This is a genomic window from Planococcus wigleyi (genome assembly GCF_014836985.1).
Taxonomy (GTDB): Bacteria; Bacillota; Bacilli; order Bacillales_A; family Planococcaceae; genus Planococcus; species Planococcus notacanthi.
This window is the reverse complement of sequence record NZ_JACSPU010000002.1, coordinates 19,836-38,716: the sequence shown is the minus strand read 5'-3', so window position 1 is coordinate 38,716 and position 18,881 is coordinate 19,836. Positions and strand designations below refer to the sequence as shown.

The 18,881-nt window shown below is 46.0% G+C and carries 19 protein-coding genes; 1 reads left to right on the top strand and 18 read right to left on the bottom strand.

Annotated elements, in window-relative coordinates; translation table 11 throughout:
• Positions 1 to 11 precede the first annotated feature (11 nt).
• From H9630_RS05700 to rpsF, 13 genes are all read right to left on the bottom strand, one after another.
• On the bottom strand, positions 12 to 821 hold the full coding sequence (locus H9630_RS05700) for a two-component system regulatory protein YycI (RefSeq protein WP_191714551.1): 810 nt from the start codon (positions 819 to 821) through the stop codon (positions 12 to 14).
• A complete protein-coding gene (locus tag H9630_RS05695; protein WP_318247981.1) occupies positions 808 to 2,139 on the bottom strand; it encodes a YycH family regulatory protein in 1,332 nt (443 codons plus the stop codon). The genes H9630_RS05700 and H9630_RS05695 overlap by 14 nt, the downstream gene beginning before the upstream one ends.
• A complete protein-coding gene (gene walK, locus H9630_RS05690) occupies positions 2,130 to 3,959 on the bottom strand; it encodes a cell wall metabolism sensor histidine kinase WalK (protein WP_191714549.1) in 1,830 nt (609 codons plus the stop codon). The genes H9630_RS05695 and walK overlap by 10 nt, the downstream gene beginning before the upstream one ends.
• Before the next feature lie 9 nt (positions 3,960 to 3,968).
• Positions 3,969 to 4,676, bottom strand: a complete 708-nt coding sequence (gene yycF / locus H9630_RS05685; protein WP_191714548.1) for a response regulator YycF — start codon at positions 4,674 to 4,676, stop codon at positions 3,969 to 3,971.
• A 191-nt stretch (positions 4,677 to 4,867) separates the two neighbouring features.
• Positions 4,868 to 6,145 carry a peptidoglycan DD-metalloendopeptidase family protein gene (locus tag H9630_RS05680; protein WP_191714547.1) on the bottom strand — a complete coding sequence of 426 codons (1,278 nt, stop codon included), beginning with the start codon at positions 6,143 to 6,145 and terminating at the stop codon, positions 4,868 to 4,870.
• A 376-nt stretch (positions 6,146 to 6,521) separates the two neighbouring features.
• Positions 6,522 to 7,808 (bottom strand): adenylosuccinate synthase, encoded by a 1,287-nt coding sequence (locus H9630_RS05675; RefSeq protein WP_191714546.1) that lies wholly within the window; start codon positions 7,806 to 7,808, stop codon positions 6,522 to 6,524.
• A 131-nt stretch (positions 7,809 to 7,939) separates the two neighbouring features.
• The gene (gene dnaB / locus H9630_RS05670; RefSeq protein ID WP_191714545.1) at positions 7,940 to 9,295 is read right to left on the bottom strand and encodes a replicative DNA helicase; all 1,356 of its coding nucleotides are present in this window, start codon (positions 9,293 to 9,295) and stop codon (positions 7,940 to 7,942) included.
• Between the two features lie 12 nt (positions 9,296 to 9,307).
• On the bottom strand, positions 9,308 to 9,757 hold the full coding sequence (gene rplI / locus H9630_RS05665; RefSeq protein WP_191714544.1) for a 50S ribosomal protein L9: 450 nt from the start codon (positions 9,755 to 9,757) through the stop codon (positions 9,308 to 9,310).
• A complete protein-coding gene (locus H9630_RS05660; RefSeq protein ID WP_191714543.1) occupies positions 9,754 to 11,730 on the bottom strand; it encodes a DHH family phosphoesterase in 1,977 nt (658 codons plus the stop codon). The genes rplI and H9630_RS05660 overlap by 4 nt, the downstream gene beginning before the upstream one ends.
• Before the next feature lie 14 nt (positions 11,731 to 11,744).
• Entirely contained in the window at positions 11,745 to 12,704 is a 960-nt protein-coding gene (locus H9630_RS05655; protein ID WP_191714542.1) for a YybS family protein, read from the bottom strand.
• 341 nt (positions 12,705 to 13,045) lie between these two features.
• Positions 13,046 to 13,282: a 30S ribosomal protein S18 gene (gene rpsR / locus H9630_RS05650; RefSeq protein ID WP_006830564.1), complete on the bottom strand. Its 237-nt coding sequence runs from the start codon at positions 13,280 to 13,282 to the stop codon at positions 13,046 to 13,048.
• Between the two features lie 49 nt (positions 13,283 to 13,331).
• Complete coding sequence (gene ssb / locus H9630_RS05645) at positions 13,332 to 13,805, bottom strand: single-stranded DNA-binding protein (RefSeq protein WP_008427713.1); 474 nt, start codon at positions 13,803 to 13,805, stop codon at positions 13,332 to 13,334.
• A gap of 50 nt (positions 13,806 to 13,855) precedes the next feature.
• The gene (gene rpsF / locus H9630_RS05640) at positions 13,856 to 14,143 is read right to left on the bottom strand and encodes a 30S ribosomal protein S6 (RefSeq protein WP_106533339.1); all 288 of its coding nucleotides are present in this window, start codon (positions 14,141 to 14,143) and stop codon (positions 13,856 to 13,858) included.
• Between the two features lie 177 nt (positions 14,144 to 14,320).
• Between rpsF and H9630_RS05635 the strand changes: the two genes are divergently transcribed.
• Complete coding sequence (locus tag H9630_RS05635; protein ID WP_191714541.1) at positions 14,321 to 14,881, top strand: DUF3267 domain-containing protein; 561 nt, start codon at positions 14,321 to 14,323, stop codon at positions 14,879 to 14,881.
• Between the two features lie 14 nt (positions 14,882 to 14,895).
• On the opposite strand, the gene H9630_RS05630 is transcribed toward H9630_RS05635, so the two are convergent.
• From H9630_RS05630 to H9630_RS05610, 5 genes are all read right to left on the bottom strand, one after another.
• A complete protein-coding gene (locus H9630_RS05630) occupies positions 14,896 to 15,276 on the bottom strand; it encodes a gamma-glutamylcyclotransferase family protein (RefSeq protein ID WP_191714540.1) in 381 nt (126 codons plus the stop codon).
• 239 nt (positions 15,277 to 15,515) lie between these two features.
• On the bottom strand, positions 15,516 to 16,616 hold the full coding sequence (ychF, locus tag H9630_RS05625; protein WP_191714539.1) for a redox-regulated ATPase YchF: 1,101 nt from the start codon (positions 16,614 to 16,616) through the stop codon (positions 15,516 to 15,518).
• A gap of 88 nt (positions 16,617 to 16,704) precedes the next feature.
• The gene (locus H9630_RS05620; protein WP_146555360.1) at positions 16,705 to 16,905 is read right to left on the bottom strand and encodes a DUF951 domain-containing protein; all 201 of its coding nucleotides are present in this window, start codon (positions 16,903 to 16,905) and stop codon (positions 16,705 to 16,707) included.
• Between the two features lie 19 nt (positions 16,906 to 16,924).
• Positions 16,925 to 17,812 (bottom strand): mechanosensitive ion channel family protein, encoded by an 888-nt coding sequence (locus tag H9630_RS05615; protein WP_191714538.1) that lies wholly within the window; start codon positions 17,810 to 17,812, stop codon positions 16,925 to 16,927.
• Positions 17,813 to 17,831: 19 nt separating this feature from the next.
• On the bottom strand, positions 17,832 to 18,545 hold the full coding sequence (locus tag H9630_RS05610) for a DUF554 domain-containing protein (RefSeq protein ID WP_191714537.1): 714 nt from the start codon (positions 18,543 to 18,545) through the stop codon (positions 17,832 to 17,834).
• Positions 18,546 to 18,881 lie beyond the last annotated feature (336 nt).

Below are 18,881 nucleotides of genomic sequence, written 5' to 3'. Positions count from 1 at the left end.
GCAAAATCTCCTTACTCTACTGCCTCTTGTGGTTGATTCAATTCGATGACGCCATCTTTTACCGCATTAACAAAATAATCCTGGCGGCTGCCATCTGAAAGTTCCGCTTCAATATGCCAAGTCGGCACAAACATTTGCCGGCTTTCTGAAACCTGAACATGCATGGAATAACCCAATTCGGTCTTTGTGATGGTCAAGTTGGGTTCCAGCGCATTTTTTTGGTACAGCGTATGGATCGCCGTGATGGCTGACAATAATTTTTTGGATTCCTGATTTTCGATGATATCCGTAAACATGGTTTGTTCGTAGCGGACAACATCGCCATCTTCATTCCAGTAAACCGTGACTTTTCCATATTCACTGAAATAAAGCATTTCATCGTTAAAAATTTGGAAAAAGACCGCTTTGTTCTGTTCTTTATCAATTTCCCATAATCCGTAGGAAGTGCCTTTATGGACTTCCTTTTCAAGGAAAGCAGTCAATGCTTCAGCGCTTTCCGGTTCTCCTGCCAGAGCAGCTGGCTTTTCAAAAGCTACTTGGAGCTGCTTGCCGTCCTGAATATTGACACGTACATTATCTTTTGGTGCTTCTTTAGCCGTGAAGGTTTTAATGTCGCCTCGAATATAAGGCATATCCTGAACATTTTCCGGAAGGTTTGAATATGTGATTTTGTCGTCTTTTAATTTTTCATCCACCGATGATTCGGGAAGTTCTTCTAAATTCTCGGCTTCTGTATAGCGATCCAAATACAAGGAATATAAAAAGACGTTCAAAATGGAAAAGACAATAATAAAGATGGTCTTGGTTTTATTCCAATCCAAGCTTACGACCTCCTGTCAGTTCACTCGTCAGTTCTGTCCAGGCACCATTCGTTTCGAAATACCAAGCCGGTTCAAACGTGATCAACTTATTTTCTTCGCTTTCCGTCAATTTATAGCCCGGTTTAATATCCGTTATAGCAGACAAATCGGTATCCAGCTGTTTAACGGCATTCAGGGCATCTTTTCCGGAAGCCAGTACCATCATTCTTTTTTCTGCTTCAGATTCCAATTGATAGGTTGGCCGAAGATAGCTGTACACTTGTTCCTCGCCTGCATCCACTCCCCAGGTAATCTCTAAACCTGTGGCTATGCTTGTGCTGAAAACCGGCAAATCTTCGATATATAGCTGGTACTTAATTTGCTGCTTCAATGAATTCATGCCTTCGTAGAAATACTGATCGGTCCAGCCGCCATGTTCATTGACATATCCAAGTGAATCGAACAACAGATCTGAAGGGATTGCCGGATCTGAAGTTTCCGCTTTTGGCTGGACATAGCTGATGCTTTTGTTATTTGAGTTTTCCCTCATCAAAGCACCCGAATCATCTGTGTATTCCTGTGTCATGAAATCCGCTGACAATGCCAGTCCTGGACTGTCCAGCAATGATTCGGCAAATCTTGCCGTTGATATTTCATCCAGCAAATAATTCACTCTCGGTTTTTCGACATCGCCTTCCTGCACATAAATCGGCAATGAGCCGATTGCTTCATCCGTGATATATGTTTCGTATTCAGCCGCCTTAGTAACAAATTCCTCTTCGAATTGCTTGAACGCTGCCGGCGGAATGGTCGCTTTATAAATTCTGCCGGATACCGTATTGATAAAATACAGTGCTGGCTGATCATTAGCAGGCGCTTCCCATTCGATGACAATGCGGTTAAAGGAAGATTCGGGAATCGCTACATCTGCAATATTGGTTATCGAATCGAATACCGGAAAAGGAATCGGACCTGGATAATAAATGACCGCTCGCTCGGAACTGTGCATATAGGATTCAACAGCATCAGGAGTCGCTTCTTCCTGAACGAGCCTTATATCCCGGATTTCCCAAAGCTGCACCGCGTCCAATATTGCCTCGATACTGCTTTGTTCATCAGTTCCTGTAACAGTCTCTTCGCTATGGAACAGCACTTTTACCGGGCGGACAACTTCTTCCGTGTTCTTGATTTCTGCTATCGGCTCTTCAACGATGGCTGAAGGCGCGATGGTTTCGTGGGTAGGAGTGAACGTCCAGATTGTAAAGGTCAATGCCAGACTGAGCAGGATCAGCAAAAACAATGCTATCGACTTAATTTGCTCTACGTATTTCAATCCCACTCACCTCCATCGTCGTCCATTTCGAAAGGCAATGTAAAGAAAATAGTCGTTCCTTTCCCATACTTGCTTTCTGCCCAAATGACGCCGCCATGAGCGTTAATCATCTCTTTTGAAATGGCCAATCCTAAACCTGTTCCCCCCATTTCGCGGGAACGCGCGCGGTCTACGCGATAAAAGCGGTCGAAAATGCGATCCACATTTTCTTTTGGAATGCCCATTCCTTCATCACTGATCTGAATCAGCAGGAATCCTTCTTCCACGGTCATGCCAAAACGGACTTTTCCGCCTTCCGGCGAATATTTCAAGGCATTGGAAATGATATTATCAATCACCTGCGTCAATTTATCAGGATCGATTTCCACAAAGTACTGTTCTTTCGGCAACTGCCGTTCAAAGCGGACTTTATGGGATTTCGACATTTCGAAACGGTCAATGATGCGATTGAAGAAGACATTGAACTCAACCATTTCTTTGCTCAATTCCGTGTCACTGGAATCCATTTTCGATAATTTCAGCAGATCATTAACGAGCCGGATCATCCGTTCCGTCTCTGTTTGCGTGACATTCAGGAAGTTTGGTGCCAGGTTCGGATCTTGCCAAGCCCCATCCGCCAATGCCTCTAAATAACTGCGCATGGTCGTCAATGGGGTCCGCAATTCATGCGAGACATTGGCCACGAATTCACGGCGTTCCATATCGATTTTTTCCTGCTCTGTATTGTCATGCAGGACTGCAATCAGCCCATTGACAAAACCTGTTTCTTTTTGGATGACTGAAAACGTCGTCCGCAGTAAAGTACTTTGCTCATATGAACTGAAATCGAGCGTCAGTGCCTCTTTCATATCAATCAAATCTTCAAAAGTATATTCCTCTTCCAGTCCCAATATGCTGGTTACCGGACGGTTAATCACCGTTTCACGTGAAACATTCAGCAGTTGCAGAGCCGGATCGTTGATCAGGATAATGCGGCCTCTTCGGTCCGTCGACAAAACGCCATCGGTCATATTGGAAAGGACAGATGCCAGCTTGCGGCGTTCACTTTCAGTCGACTGCTGGGATTCCTGCAGCCGGTTCGTCAAGTGGTTGAAGGCACGGGCAAGCTGCCCGATTTCATCATCGCTGTAAACGCGCACTTTGCGTGAGAAATTCCCTTTAGCCATTGCCTGCGCTTGTCTCCGCATATCAGCAATCGGACGTGAAATAGTTTGGGCAACCAGAATCCCCAAAATCGCCGTGATCACAAGAGAAATCGCGGTGCCGACAGCCAAAATAGAGTTGATGTCGTCCATTTGGTCATAGACATTCTCAATTTCCGCCACGACGTATAACGTTCCCAATACTTCCCCGCCAGCTGCAATGATCGGCTGCGTTCGCACCCATATGCGTTCTTCACTTTCTTCATCCACATACGTTTGCTCCAGCTCTGTTTCTCCGATGATGGAACGCCGGACGAGATCATTCGTGGAACGTTGGCCAACGGATGACTGGTTTTCGATAACTGACGACGCCAGAATGCTGTAGCGTGTATTGACGACGCGTATTTCAATGATGTCGTCCGACTGGAAACCATATAATACGGTCCGCAATGTCTGCTCGAGAGTCAGGTCTTCCTCTGTGCGCTCTTTGATCATTTCTTCCCGGACACTGAATTCAATAATTTCCATACGGTCTCTAATGGAGCTTTCAAAGTTCCCTTTCAGGGTTTCTTCAAGCTGCTGGGCAAAATAAAGTCCGATGATCTGCATCGCCAGCAAAATCAACAGAATATAGATTAATACAAACTTCACATGTATCGATTTTAAAAAATTCACTTTAGACATTAACTCGACCTACTCCTGTTCAGGGTTTCGCAAATAATAGCCCACGCCGCGGCGTGTCACGATCCACGCCGGATGGCTTGGGTTGTCTTCGATTTTTTCACGCAAGCGACGGATTGTGACATCCACTGTCCGAACGTCCCCGAAATAATCATAGCCCCATACAGTCTGCAGTAAATGCTCCCGCGTCATGACCTGGCCGATATGTTTTCCGAGGTAATGGAGCAGCTCGAATTCACGGTGGGTCAATTCAATGGTTTCATCACGCTTCAGGACCAAATAGGCATCCGGCTGAATCGTCAATGAACCGACCTGAATATCGTTTGAATTCTGCCCTTCTTCTTCAGCAGGCGCAATGTTTTGGCGGCGCAAGTTTGCTTTTACACGCGCAATCAATTCACGGGTTGAAAAAGGCTTTGTGACATAATCGTCTGCCCCCAATTCCAAGCCGAGAACTTTGTCGATTTCCGAGTCTTTCGCCGTCAGCATGATAATCGGGAAATCGAATTTCTTACGGATTTCTCGGCACACTTCCATACCATCACGGTTCGGCAGCATGATATCCAACAACATCAGATCCGGCTGAATTTCACCGGCAATCTTAATCGCTTCATCTCCATCGTAAGCACATACCACGTTGAAGCCTTCTTTTTTTAAGTTAAACTGCAGAATATCTGCAATCGGTTTCTCATCGTCTACAACCAAAATGGTTTTACTCATCATTTTTCTCCCCTTTTTCTTCCCGCTTACACCCTATTTTGACAGCCGTTGCACATTCTTTACTACCCTATACTTTATCATTGTTTAGGGCATTTCGCACCTATCAGCGGCTAAGCCCCTGATCGGATCAGGCAGGCATGGCGTAAGCACCAAAGAAAAAACCGGCCATTTTCATGGCGCGGCCTGGAACTTTATGAAGAGATGTAGTTTAACGGATTCTGCGTAACTCCATTCAATGATATTTCCAGATGCAGATGAAGCCCCGTTGAACGCCCTGTACTGCCCATATTCCCAAGCTTGGTGCCTTTCGGGACCTTATCTCCCACCCTTACATCAATGGAAGACAGATGAGCGTAAATGGTTTCATAGCCGTTTTGATGATCGACTACTACACGGTTTCCAAAAGTGCCTGCAGCTCCTGCTGCTTTGACAATGCCATGGTCGGCAGATTTAATCGTCAATTCATCCGGTTGGGCGATGTCGATGCCGTTATGCATTCTTCCCCAGCGCTGCCCGCGCCCACTTGAAATATAACCGCCTTCAGCAGGCCATGCAAATTCTCCGGTTCCGACAGTTGGAAGTTCTTTGGTGCCTTTCAGCACAATTTCCTCTAGCGGCTCCTTGAGGACTTCTTCTTCCCCTGCCACGCGCTCCAGCTGTTTTCCGTTTTCTTCACGTATTGTATAACTGACCATTTTTTCGCCTTGTTGCCCTTTTTGTTCCACTTTCGTTTCGCCAATCAATAACGTCGAATCCTCTTTTTCAATGACTTTGTAATCGACGGCTTGTTTTTCGTTCTGTTGTTTTGTCACCATAACTTTTACCTTAGCTTTGTCCAGCAGGAAAGCAGCTGCCTGTTCGGCAGTCAAGACTTTTGCCGGGTCAACCTGCCGGGTCACTCCTGAGATTTTATGGCTGATGGCCAGATCAGCTATCCGTGTTTCTCCTGCCTCCACTTCCCGCCAGTTTTCTGCAGCAGCCTGTTGATCTTCCCAGATTTTCAATTCTTCTTCAGAAACGGCTGCCAGCTTCAAAAGCCGAACCGTTTCTTCATAAGCTGCCCGATCCTTCAGATAAACCGTCAGTTCATCATTAAGAGCCAGTGCAAACGACGATGCTTTGATCTCCAATTGTCCATCCAGCCGGTCCAGCACTTCTTCCTCGTCAGCTTCATTGGGTGAAAAACTCTGTTCGGTCACCACTTTAAAGTCCTCGCTCGGCTGCAGTTTCAAATCCTTGAATTGCTGGTCCACTTCCACCAGCTTTTCTTCGATCAGCTCTTCAACCGGCCCCTCTTGTGAAACCGCTCCAATGTAGTTTCCGTTACTGTATAAATGATGGATTGTTTCCAGCTCTTTTGGTGCATCTTTCGCAAATATGGTATTCGCGCCAATCACGGACACCAACAGCACCGCTGCAGCTCCTACTTTCAATTGGCGCGCTTTGTTGTTTTTTAATCTGTATTTCATTTCTTATGTAACTCCTTCATTTATTCGAGTGCTGCACTGCAGCCATTCTGCAATATCGTTTTTTCCTTCCCAACTTTATCATATCCAAACACCTGAACAGCAGATTCTTAGCACTCGTAACGGAAACGTATCATTTCATCCACTTATAGTTATTAATTGGATTTATTTTGCTTTACAGCAAAATACCTGAGAGAAATCACCGGGAAATAAACGCACATTCCTCTCTCTTTCAACTGCCATTCTCTTTTTTCTCGTCATACTTGTCACATTTATCTGTTTCCCTCTTTTTCATTTGTGGCGAAAATGTTAAAAGAGCCCGGTAAACGCAAAAAAGCAGCCGCCCTGAGGCGACTGCTTTCATCAGCAATGTTTAGTATTATCTCCAAACACTTGTAACAATATTCGTTTGGTTGCGGTCAGGACCGACAGAGAAAATCGAAATTTGTACGCCTGTCAACTGAGCGATGCGCTCCAGGTAATGGCGTGCGTTTGCAGGAAGTTCATCCAATGATTTGCAGTTTGTTACATCTTCCGGCCAGCCTGGAAGTTCTTCATAGACGGGTTCGCATTCAGCAAGCATACGCAAGTTCGCTGGGTATTCCGTAATCAATTCTCCCTGGTAGCGGTAAGCTGTACAAATCTTCACCGTATCAAGGCCTGCCAATACGTCGATCGAGTTGACGGTCAAATCTGTCAAACCGCTGACGCGTCTTGCATGGCGGACAACAACGCTGTCGAACCAGCCAATGCGGCGTGGGCGTCCAGTGGTTGTTCCGTATTCTTTGCCGACTTCGCGGATCTGCTGGCCCACTTCATCGAATAATTCCGTTGGGAATGGTCCATCGCCGACACGTGATGTATAGGCTTTGCAGACGCCGATGACGTGCTGGATTGTTGTCGGGCCGACACCTGCACCAATTGTCACTCCGCCCGCTACCGGGTTCGAAGATGTAACAAATGGGTAAGTCCCTTGGTCGATATCAAGCATAACGCCTTGAGCACCTTCAAACAACACGCGGCGGCCAGCGTCAACTGCATCGTTCAATACTTTTGACGTATCCGTTACGTATTTGGCGATTTCCTGGCCATATGCATAATACTCTTCCATAATTTCTTCTACAGTAAAGCCTTCTGTTTCGTAGAACTTCTCGAACAGACGGTTCTTTTCTTTCAAGTTCATGCGCAGCTTTTCTTCGAACACAACATGGTCCAGTAAATCCGCCATGCGAATTCCGACACGTGCTGCTTTGTCCATATAAGCAGGTCCGATGCCTTTGCCTGTTGTTCCGATTTTATTTGCTCCGCGGCGTGCTTCTTCTACTTCATCCTGCTTGATGTGGTATGGCAATAAAACGTGTGCGCGGTTGGAAATGCGCAGGTTCTCGGTTGTCACTCCACGGTCGTGAAGCCCTTTTAGTTCTTTCACAAGCGCTTTTGGATCTACAACCATACCGTTTCCGATTACCGATACTTTATCCTTATAAAAAATTCCTGAAGGAATCAAATGCAATTTGTACGTTTCTCCACCAAAAATGATAGTGTGTCCAGCGTTGTTCCCGCCTTGGTAACGTGCAATTACTTCTGCATGTTCAGATAGAAAATCAGTGATTTTCCCTTTTCCTTCGTCTCCCCATTGCGTTCCTACTACTACGACTGATGTCATCGTCCGCACCTCCGTTAGGCATATGCCCTGTCTCAAACAGTGTTTATTGTATCAATGAAATGGACTGTCGTCAATACAAAACAGAAGAAAACACGAACATATAAATGTGTTACCACATTTAATGTTCGTGTTTAAAAGTCTCCGCCGGATTCATGCTGGCTCCAGTCGATGGTGACGAATTTATTGTATTCTTTCACAAAAGCCAGTTTTACGGTACCGGTCGGGCCGTTACGCTGTTTGGCAATAATGATTTCAATCATGTTCTGGTCTTCTGTTTCTTTGTCGTAATAATCTTCCCGGTACAGGAAGGATACGATATCGGCATCCTGCTCAATACTTCCGGATTCACGTAAATCCGACATCATCGGCCGCTTGTCCTGCCGCTGCTCCACTCCACGGGATAACTGCGACAAGGCGATGACCGGAACTTCGAGTTCACGCGCCAAGCCTTTTAGGGAACGGGAAATATCCGATACTTCCTGCTGACGGTTTTCACCGGATTTACCGGGTCCCTGGATCAACTGAAGGTAATCGATCATGATCATGCCAAGTCCGTATTCCTGTTTCAGGCGGCGGCATTTGGCACGGATGTCGTTGACGCGGATACCCGGTGTATCATCGATGAAAATCCCGGCATTGGACAAACTTCCCATAGCCATCGTCAGCTTGCGCCAGTCTTCGTTCTGAAGGGCACCTGTACGCAACACTTGGGCATCGATATTGCCTTCCGCACAAAGCATACGCATGACGAGCTGTTCTGCGCCCATCTCCAGACTGAAGATGGCGACGTTTTCGTCTGTTTTAGTCGCAACGTTCTGCGCGACATTCAAAGCGAAAGCCGTCTTACCGACAGAAGGCCGTGCAGCCACGATGATCAAGTCGTTTCGCTGAAACCCTGCAGTTACCTTATCGAGGTCTCGGAAGCCTGTAGGGATGCCTGTAACGTCTCCTTTGCGTGTATGCAAAAGTTCGATGTTGTCATAGGTCTTGACCAGGACATCTTTGATGTGGGTAAAGTCACCGGCTTTTTTTCGGCTCGATACTTCCATCATTTTCTTTTCCGCTTCGGAAAGCAATGCTTCCACTTCATCTTCGCGCGTAAAGCCGTCTTCGACAATCGTCGTCGCTACTCGGATGAGGCGGCGCAGCAATGCTTTTTCTTCAACGATATGGGCGTAATGCGCCACGTTGGCGGCCGTCGGTACAGCATTGGCGATTTCCGTCAAATACGATAGGCCGCCGATGTCTTCCAACTCTTTTTTGACCGAAAGCTCTTCTGTCACGGTCACCACATCGATCGCTTTTCCCTGATCCGCCAAGTTCAGCATCGTCTGGAAAATCTTCTGATGGGCAATCCGGTAAAAATCTTCTGCCATCACGATTTCAGCAACCGTGATGAGAGATGGCGGTTCTAAAAAGATGGCGCCAATAACCGATTGTTCGGCTTCATGGTTGTGCGGGGGGACACGATCTATCATTTCGTTCATCGGTCTTCCACCTTACGCTTCTTCAGTAACATGAACTCGAAGCGTAGCAGACACATCATGATGCAATTTTACAGGAATATTGGTATAGCCAAGCGCGCGGATTGCGTCGTCCAATTCCATTTTGCGCTTGTCCAATTTGATGCCGTGTTTTTTCTCAAGCGCTGTTGCCACTTGTTTGGTTGTGATCGATCCGAAAATGCGTCCGCCTTCTCCTGATTTAGCTGTCAGTTCGATCGTCAGGCTTTCCAGCTTTTCTTTCAGCTGTTCAGCTTCCTGGCGCTCAAGATCAGCTTCCTTCTGTTCTTTCTTCTTCTGTCCGTCCAATTTGCTGATGGTCGCCTGGTTCGCTTCAATCGCCAAATTGTTTTTCAACAGGAAGTTATGTGCGTAGCCATCCGCCACGTTTTTAATCTCACCTTTTTTGCCTTTGCCTTTTACGTCTTTCAAAAAGATCACTTTCATTCGTTTGTTCCTCCTTCATTGTTTTCCATAATGGCCGCTTTTAGTTGGCCAATGGCTTCTTCTATCGTTGCGTTCGGCATCTGGGTGGCCGCATTGGTTAAATGGCCGCCTCCGCCAAGATTTTCCATAACAATCTGGACATTCACTTCTCCAAGCGACCTGGCACTGATGCCGATGCCGCCTTCTGAGCGCTCAGCCACTACGAAAGACGCGTTGACGTCTTTCATCGTCAGCAGGATGTCTGCGGTCTGGGCAATCAACACCGGACTGTATACGCGTCCAGGTTCGCCTCTGGCGATAGCGATGCCGTCTCCGACAAATTCCACCGTCTGAACGATTTTCGCACGTTCAACATAAGTTTCCAAGTCTTCTTTCAGGATCCGCTGTACCAGCACGGTGTCCGCTCCATTCGACCGCAGATAAGAAGCTGCTTCAAATGTCCGCGCCCCCGTCCTTAACGTAAAGCTCTTGGTATCGACAATGATTCCGGCCAGCATAGCTGTCGCTTCCAGCATAGACAGTTTTTCATGCTTCGGCTGGTATTCAATCAATTCGGTCACCAATTCAGCCGTCGATGAAGCATAAGGCTCCATGTAAACCAGCATGGTGTTGGTAATGAATTCTTCGCCTCGGCGGTGGTGGTCAATCAAAACGACCCGTTCCATCCGCTGCAGCAGCCGTTCATCTATGACCATCGACGGCTTATGCGTATCCACGATGACCAGCAGGGAATGTTCGGTCATGTCCGCCAGCGCTTCTTCAGGCGTGATGAACTGTTCAAACAGCTCTGGAGCACCTTCAATTTCTTCCATGAGCCTCATGACACTGCGGTCATACTCATCAAAGTCGATGACGATGCGGCCTTTGACTTTATTCATCGCGGCCATTTTAGCGACACCGACAGCAGCGCCAATCGAATCCATATCGGGCATTTTATGGCCCATGACAAAGACCTGATCACTTTCCTGAATCAAATCACGCAACGCGTGGGAAATGACGCGCGCCCTGACCCGTGTCCGTTTTTCGACCGGGTTGGTCTTGCCTCCGTAAAACTTCACTTTTCCGCTTGGATGTTTGATGGCAACCTGATCTCCTCCGCGGCCGAGCACCAGATCCAGCCCGGATTGAGCCAGGCCTCCAAGCTCGACTAATGATGCAGATCCGGCTCCTACTCCGATGCTCAAAGTCAATGCCAAATTATCTTTGGAGGTAACTTCACGGATGTCATCCAAAATGGCGAACTTGGACAGTTCCAATTCCTTCAGAATCGACTCGTTGAAGACTGCCATAAAACGGTCGGATGAAATGCGTTTGACGAAAATCCCATGATCGGCGCCCCATTGGTTGACGAGCGAAGTCACCAGGCTGTTGAGATTGCTGCGCGTCTGATCATCCATGCCTTGTGCCAATTCATCGTAGTTATCAATGAACAAAATACCGATAACCGTGCGGTCCGCGTAATAAAGCGTCTCGATTTCCACTTGCTCGGTAATATCGAAAAGGTAGAACAACCGGTCATCCGCTTTGTAGAATACGCGGTATTTGCGCTCTCCCAAAGTAATGGTTAGCTCTCTCGGTTCCTCTGATTTCACCAATGTATGGAACTCGTCCGACAGGGTATAAAGAGATTCGCCGATTAATGTATCGTACTCAAGTGTCGATGTCATATAGGGGTTAGCCCATTCAATGTCGTATTTTTCATTGACCAGCAAAATCCCGATCGGCATTTCGAGCAATGCTTCCTCTCCGACTTTCTTCATTCGGTAGGACAAAGTTTCAATGTGTTTTTCAGTGGCTTCATAAACTCTTTTTTCCGTCACCCACGCTACAGCGAAGGCAATAATAAAAAGCAGCGTAAATATTCCCGCTGCCCATTCCGACCAGAGTGAAATCAGAATCGCTGCCACAATACCAAGAAACAGCAGCGCAATAAGCGGATATCGAAGTTTTCTCTTTCTAAAAAAAGCCGACATTATTCTTCAGCTCCTTATTTTCCTTTAAACTCGTGTGCCCGCTTGACCCAGCCCCGAATATCAAATCCAAGGTCTACGATTCCGACGATACTCGTAAATGATTGCAGCGGCAATGCCAAGAACGTCACCAGCACTGTCACCCATTTCGGCCAGCCTTCCTGGTGGATGTAGAAATGATAAAAAGAAACACCTTGCAGGAATAACAGGAATTGAAGCAGCACGGATGCATTAATGAAAATCATGTATGCCATCGTCCCGGGTTCAAATTCCGATAACAGCGAGACAAGCAACACGATTAAATAATACCATAAAACGGATTTCGGCAATTTCATGTTCCGGAAAGGCGGAAACTTAGGAATTGCAATCCCCAAGCGTTTCAAGATTGGCAGCAGGATCAGCAGCAAGACCCAGACCGTGATGAACACACCCAATACCAGCAGCACCGGCAAAAGCGTTTCAAATGAAAACTGCATTTGCGCCACGAGCTCATTGTATTCTTTTATGGAAGCCTCGGAAGCTCCCATCGTCTTCATCATAGAACCTGCCTGCTCATAAGATTGATCGAACATGTTCTTAAACTCTTCCAGGACATTGATGCCGAACAAAGCAATGGAAGCCACATATTGGATCATCAATGATGCCAAGAGCACGATGCTCGCACCCATGAACATAAATAGTTTGCTTTTCTTATAATAAATTGAAATGCCGATTGCCAATCCCAATGGTACATGAATCAACGCCAGCGGCACTGACAAAAGCCCGCCGATGATAAAGGACAGCACCAGGCAGACCGATGCGAAAAGCGCTGAAGCTTTCCAGGGATATTTTGCGCTGTACCAAGCGACCGGCAATGCGAGAAACAAAGTACTTACTATACTTAAAACAGGCACATATACCGAGATCGCCAGCAGTACGGTAAAGACCGCCGCCATCATCGCCCCATTTGTAAGTTGTCGCGTTTGTTGATTTTGCATATGACTGTTTTTCCCCTTCTTTCGGGTAGATTTCATCCTTGTAATTGTACCATGATTCATTAACCTGAACAAAACCAGCAGTGTCTGGGGAAATGCGCAAAAGCCCGACTTTTAAAGAGAAGCGGACACAAAGGGGACAACTCTTGGGTTTCTTTAAACTCGGTCATCGGGCGCTTCGATATTCTACAAGCCACCTCTTAAAAACTACATTCTTGCATTGCACCTTTGCCTGGCTACCAACCGGTTTCAAGGCATAAAAAAAAGACCGGTTTCCCGGTCTTTTTGAAATCATTGTCCAGACTCCAGCACCCAGATTCTAGGGCGCTTTCGCTTTTCTTTAATTATCTTTCTTCCGCAACAAACGGTAGAAGTGCCATGATACGTGAGCGTTTAATAGCGATTGTCAACTTACGTTGCCATTTAGCGCTAGTGCCTGTAACACGGCGTGGCAAGATTTTTCCTCTTTCAGAAATGAATTTCTTCAAAAGGTCAGTATCTTTATAGTCAATGTGCGTGATGTTGTTGGAAGTGAAGTAACAAACCTTTTTCCGTTTTTTTCCTCCGCGACGTGGTGCCATATCGAATTACCTCCTTTGCTTAGTAGTTGTTCGTCAGCTTCAGTCCATCTTAGAACGGTAAATCGTCATCCGATACTTCTATCGGACCGCTGCCGCTTGAGAATGGATCTTCATCTACACGAGTATGGTTTTGCTGACTTGGACTCGGTGATTGGTTCTGTTGATAGGAAGGCTGCTGCCCTTGTGAACGGTCTGTATTGGCATTCTTCGGTTCAAGGAATTGAACACTGTCCGCCACTACTTCAGTCGTATAGACGCGTTTCCCGTCTTGTCCCTCGTAGCTACCAGTCTGGATGCGGCCTTCAACGCCAGCCAAGCTTCCTTTTTTCAGGAAATTCGCTGTGTTTTCAGCTTGTTTGCGCCAAACGGTACAATTAATGAAATCAGTTTCGCGTTCACCTTGAGCGTTGGAGAATGTCCGGTTTACAGCAAGTGTAAAACGGGCAACTGCCGCGCCGCTTGGTGTGTAACGAAGATCTGGATCTTTTGTCAGTCTTCCGACTAAAACAACTCGGTTAATCATCAGAATTCAACCTCCTTCAAGTCAAAAAATTTGCAGTGCCATTATCCTGTTTACGCGTCTTTGCGTACAGCGATATGACGAATAATGTCTTCGTTAATGTTCGCAAGACGTGTGTATTCGTTGATAGCTTCAGAACCAGCGTTTACTTTTACGATCTGGTAGAAACCTTCACGCAAATCGTTGATTTCATAAGCTAAACGACGTTTACCCCACTCTTTCGACTCGATGATTTCAGCACCGTTAGAAGTAAGGATGTCGTTAAAACGCTCAACTAGAGCTTTTTTAGCTTCCTCTTCAATTGCAGGCTGAATGATATACATTAATTCATATTCTCTCATCGTGTTGTCACCTCCTCATGGACTTGGGCCCTGCTGTATCCAGCGGGCAAGGAGCAAGCAATTCATAAATATTACTCACATCACAGTATTGTATCACAATTCACAAGGTCCCGCAAGCGCGATTTTCCATTTAGATTCAACTATACTTTTGATTATAGATGCAAAGGATGTGAAGGCATGACACCCACCCATATCATTGAATTGAAAATGGAAGAAATAGCACCCAAAGCACTTTGGTTCAATGTCATTTTATTGGCGGCATTCGCAGCTGCCTATCATTTTTTGAACGAACCATTATCTTTTTATTTTTCATTGTCGGGAATTTTGTTGTTTCTGATCGGCTACCTGCTGTTGATTGTCGTCCATGAAATCTTCCATTTGATCGGCTTTGTGGTATTTGGAAAAGTCCCGGTGTCTTCCCTGAATTATGGCCTTAATTTGAAACTTGGTGTTGCTTATGCCACCACTAACAAACCTCTGCAGAATCACGCCATGCGCAAAGCACTGCTGCTGCCTTTTTGGATGACAGCTGCTCTTCCTACTGTAATAGGCTTTTGGCTCGACAGCCAGGTGCTTGTCCTGCTCGGTGCCATGCTGACCGCTGGAGCGTTCGGCGACTTCATCATGTATAAGGAATTACGCAAAGAAAAAAATGCCGCATGGATCATTGATGACCCTTCATTGCCGCGCCTGCACGTCTATGATCAATACCCTGAACATAGAAAAAGCGCCGACTGATATCGGCGCTTTTTCTATACTACCGAATGAACTACATCCCATGTTCCTGTAGAGATCTGCTGCTTCAGTATTTTTTCATCTTTTGCCAGATAAACGAGCGTTTCAAGCGTTTCGCTTCCCGCCTGCACGGTAATCGTCACCTTTTCATACAAATCGGTTTCAGGATTCCCTGAATAGTCCTCCAAATAATCCAAAGCCGGCCAAAGGACGTCAGGAATTTCATAAAGTTCTCCTTCAACCTGCCCATTATCCGACAAAACCATTGCCGGGTAGCCCATTCCGGTATCGTACAAGATTCCTTTTGCTGTTGCCTGTTCTTCCACCAATTCCGCTTCTTCCAAATAACAATGATACTTCCCGCCTTGTTTCAGCGTTCCGTATGCAAATAACAACATCTTCTATTCCTCCATGCAAAAACCGGATGCGGTAAGGCATCCGGTTGCTTTTTAGTTTTGTGGTACTGCACATTCGAACTTTAAATACTTTTAAGGCAGAACGGTCGTTTCCGCTTTTAGACTTATCCAGCTGCGGCGCCTAGCCCCTCGAGGTCGCTTCGCCCTGCCAGCAATGGCAAAGTACGTCATTACCAGCAAGGTCTCCAGCGCTTGTCGGGGCTGGACAGGCGCCTCCGCTTTTAGACGTTAAATCTAAACAACATTACGTCGCCATCTTTGACGATGTATTCTTTACCTTCTTGGCGCACTTTTCCTGCTTCTTTAGCTGCTGCCATTGAACCTATTTCAACCAGGTCTTCATAAGCCACAGTTTCGGCACGGATAAATCCGCGTTCGAAGTCAGAGTGGATGACGCCGGCACATTGTGGTGCTTTCATGCCTTTTTTAAATGTCCATGCACGAACTTCCTGGACACCCGCTGTAAAGTAAGTGGCTAATCCAAGTAAGCTGTATGAAGCCTTGACCAGTTGATCGAGTCCAGACTCTTTAATGCCCAACTCTTCAAGGAACATTTCTTTTTCTTCATCTTCCAGTTCAGCCATTTCTTCTTCGATCTTCGCGCAAATTACGATTACGTCTGCATTGTCTTTAGCAGCAAAATCACGGACTTGTTGAACGTATTCATTGTTGTCCGCATCTGCGATTTCATCTTCTGATACGTTTGCTACGTACAGCATCGGTTTGATCGTCAATAAGTTCAGACCTTTTGCAATGCGCAGTTCGTCTTCTGTGAATTCGATTGAACGCGCCAATTGGCCATTTTCAAAGGCTTCACGCAATTTCATCAGAACCGGTTCTTCAGCAACAGCGTCTTTGTCTTTTTGTTTCACCAATTTTGCTGCGCGCGCAATGCGTTTTTCGATGCTTTCCATATCTGCTAAGATCAATTCCAGGTTAATGACTTCAATATCAGCAATCGGATCCACTTTTCCAGTTACGTGCGTGATGTTGTCGTCAGCAAAACAACGGACAACTTGGCAAATCGCATCAACTTCGCGAATGTGGGAAAGGAATTTATTTCCTAATCCCTCACCTTTGCTGGCGCCTTCTACGATTCCGGCAATATCGGTAAATTCAAAAGCCGTCGGTACGGTTTTTTTCGGATCTACTAGTTCAGTCAATTTATCAAGTCGCTCATCCGGTACTTCAACGATTCCGACGTTTGGATCTATTGTACAGAACGGATAGTTTGCTGCTTCAGCGCCCGCCTTTGTTATTGCATTAAATAATGTGGATTTCCCTACGTTTGGTAATCCTACAATCCCTGCAGTTAATGCCATAGGATGCACAACCTTTCCTCTATATAAAACGAATTATTTTTTACACAACCATTCCATTATAGGAATAGAACCTGAAAATGTCCATTTTTCATTCCGCTTCGGCTTTTACTAAAACTTTTTTCATTTTCTTATTGAATTCCATACGCGGCAGCATGACACTATGCTGGCAGCCCTCACATTTAATCCGGACATCAGCCCCCATACGGATAATCTTCCACGCATTAGCTCCACACGGATGGCCTTTCTTCATTTCAACTATATCGTTCAGTCCAAACTCCTTCATTTCCATGAGCCTGCCTCCTTCTATATTAACTGTTTGCGTTTTTTCCAAGCGCTTCTTCTGGAGAACGCTGCATCATTACCATACGCGGATACGGGATTTCGACTCCACGATGATCAAGGAAGTCCTTCAAGTCGCGCCGCATTCCTCTGGCTACAGCGAAATGCTGCATCGGCAATGTCTCTGCAGTGATCCGCATGACAATTTCAGTGGTCGTCAAATTTTGGACACCCAGCAATTCAGCCGGCTTGATGATTTGTTCGTAGCGATCCTGGAGACCGTCCAAAAATTCCATAATCAAACTTTCCACGCGGGTAATATCCGATTCATACGAAATATTGACATCGACGACCGCAATGGAATTGTGAATCGAAAAGTTTACGACATCTGTTATGGTGCCGTTAGGGAAGATAAACAGCTCCCCTGTCCATGCTTTCACTTTTGTTGTCCGCAAACCGATTTCTTCGACAGTGCCTTCTGCAGCACCAATGCGGACGTAATCCCCTACTGAAAACTGATCTTCAAAAATAATGAAAAACCCTGTAATCACATCGCGCACCAGGTTTTGCGCACCAAAACCAACGGCCAAGCCGAGCACCCCAGCTCCGGCGATCAAGCCGGTAATATCAATTGTAAACGTCGATAAAATCGAAACAGCCGCTATAAAATACACGACATAGGCTACAACGTTGGACAATAGCTTCGACAAAGTTTGTTGCCGGCGTTCGTTGTATAGCAATGGCCCTTTAATGCGTACAGAAAATGTTTTACGGATGACAACACGCAAAACTTTCACCAGTACAACCGCAGCGATGGTGATCAAAACCACTTTCAATAAAATGACAACCAAGTCAATCCACATCTCCTGGTCCGACAATACAGTTGTTATTTCATGCGTTATTTTCTCTAAATTCACTCTTTCACCTTCCTACCTCTTACATCAAGTTAAATTTATAGATGACCGTGACCACTATTCCGACCACCAATATTCCAGGCAATAGGTTGGCCACTCTAATTTTCGTAAGACCCATCATATTCAAACCGATGGCAGCGATCATAACGCCGCCTGTCGCAGTCATTTCCATAATGAACATATCTAATGCAGCATCTGGAATAGCCCGACTGATTTGAGTAGCAAACAAAGCAATCAAACCCTGATAAACAAATACAGGAACGGCAGCAAGCAAAACACCAAAACCAAGTGTAGAAGCCAATACAATAGATGTGAATCCATCAATGATCCCTTTGGAGATCAGCACTCCGTGTTCATTGCTCAAGCCGCTCTCCATTGCCCCGATAATTCCCATCGCTCCGATGACAAAAATCAAGGTGGCAGTTACAAACCCTTGTGCGATGCTGCCTTTGCTTTCCTTCGCTCCCAACATGCGCTCAATCCAATGGCCAAAGGCATTCAGTTTGCCATCCAGATCTGCCCATTCTCCAAGAACCGCTCCAAGTACCAGACTAATGATGACAATGACGAAATTTCGGCTTTCAAATCCCATCTGCAAACCAAGCACAATGACCGCCAGTCCAATCACATACATGACCGTCTCTTTCATCTTGTCAGGAATATTGCGAAGAGCCCGTCCAATAATGGTTCCCACTACAATTAAAACCGCATTTATAAACGTCCCTAAGAGAACCACTTTATTTCTCCTCTCCCACAATATGCGTTAATTCTTTTCCGACTCTCTTCTCCCTCTTTTGAAGGTCGATTTTACGTCTTCGTCCAATCCCCACCGTATTTCACCTATCAAAAACAGAACCTATTTCCCATTTTGGGAAATAGGCACAGCTTGTAGACAAAAGAATAGTGATATCTTTTAAAGAATAATTGTTCATTTTATCTTGTTTACACCAGATCCTGCGCTCCAGGCGGACGCTTTCCGCGGGCTCGCGCCGAACTAACTCGGACTCGGGTCCGAGTGGATTTCGACACTTCGCTATCCCGCAGGAGTCGCCGCCTTGCGCTTCGGATCTTT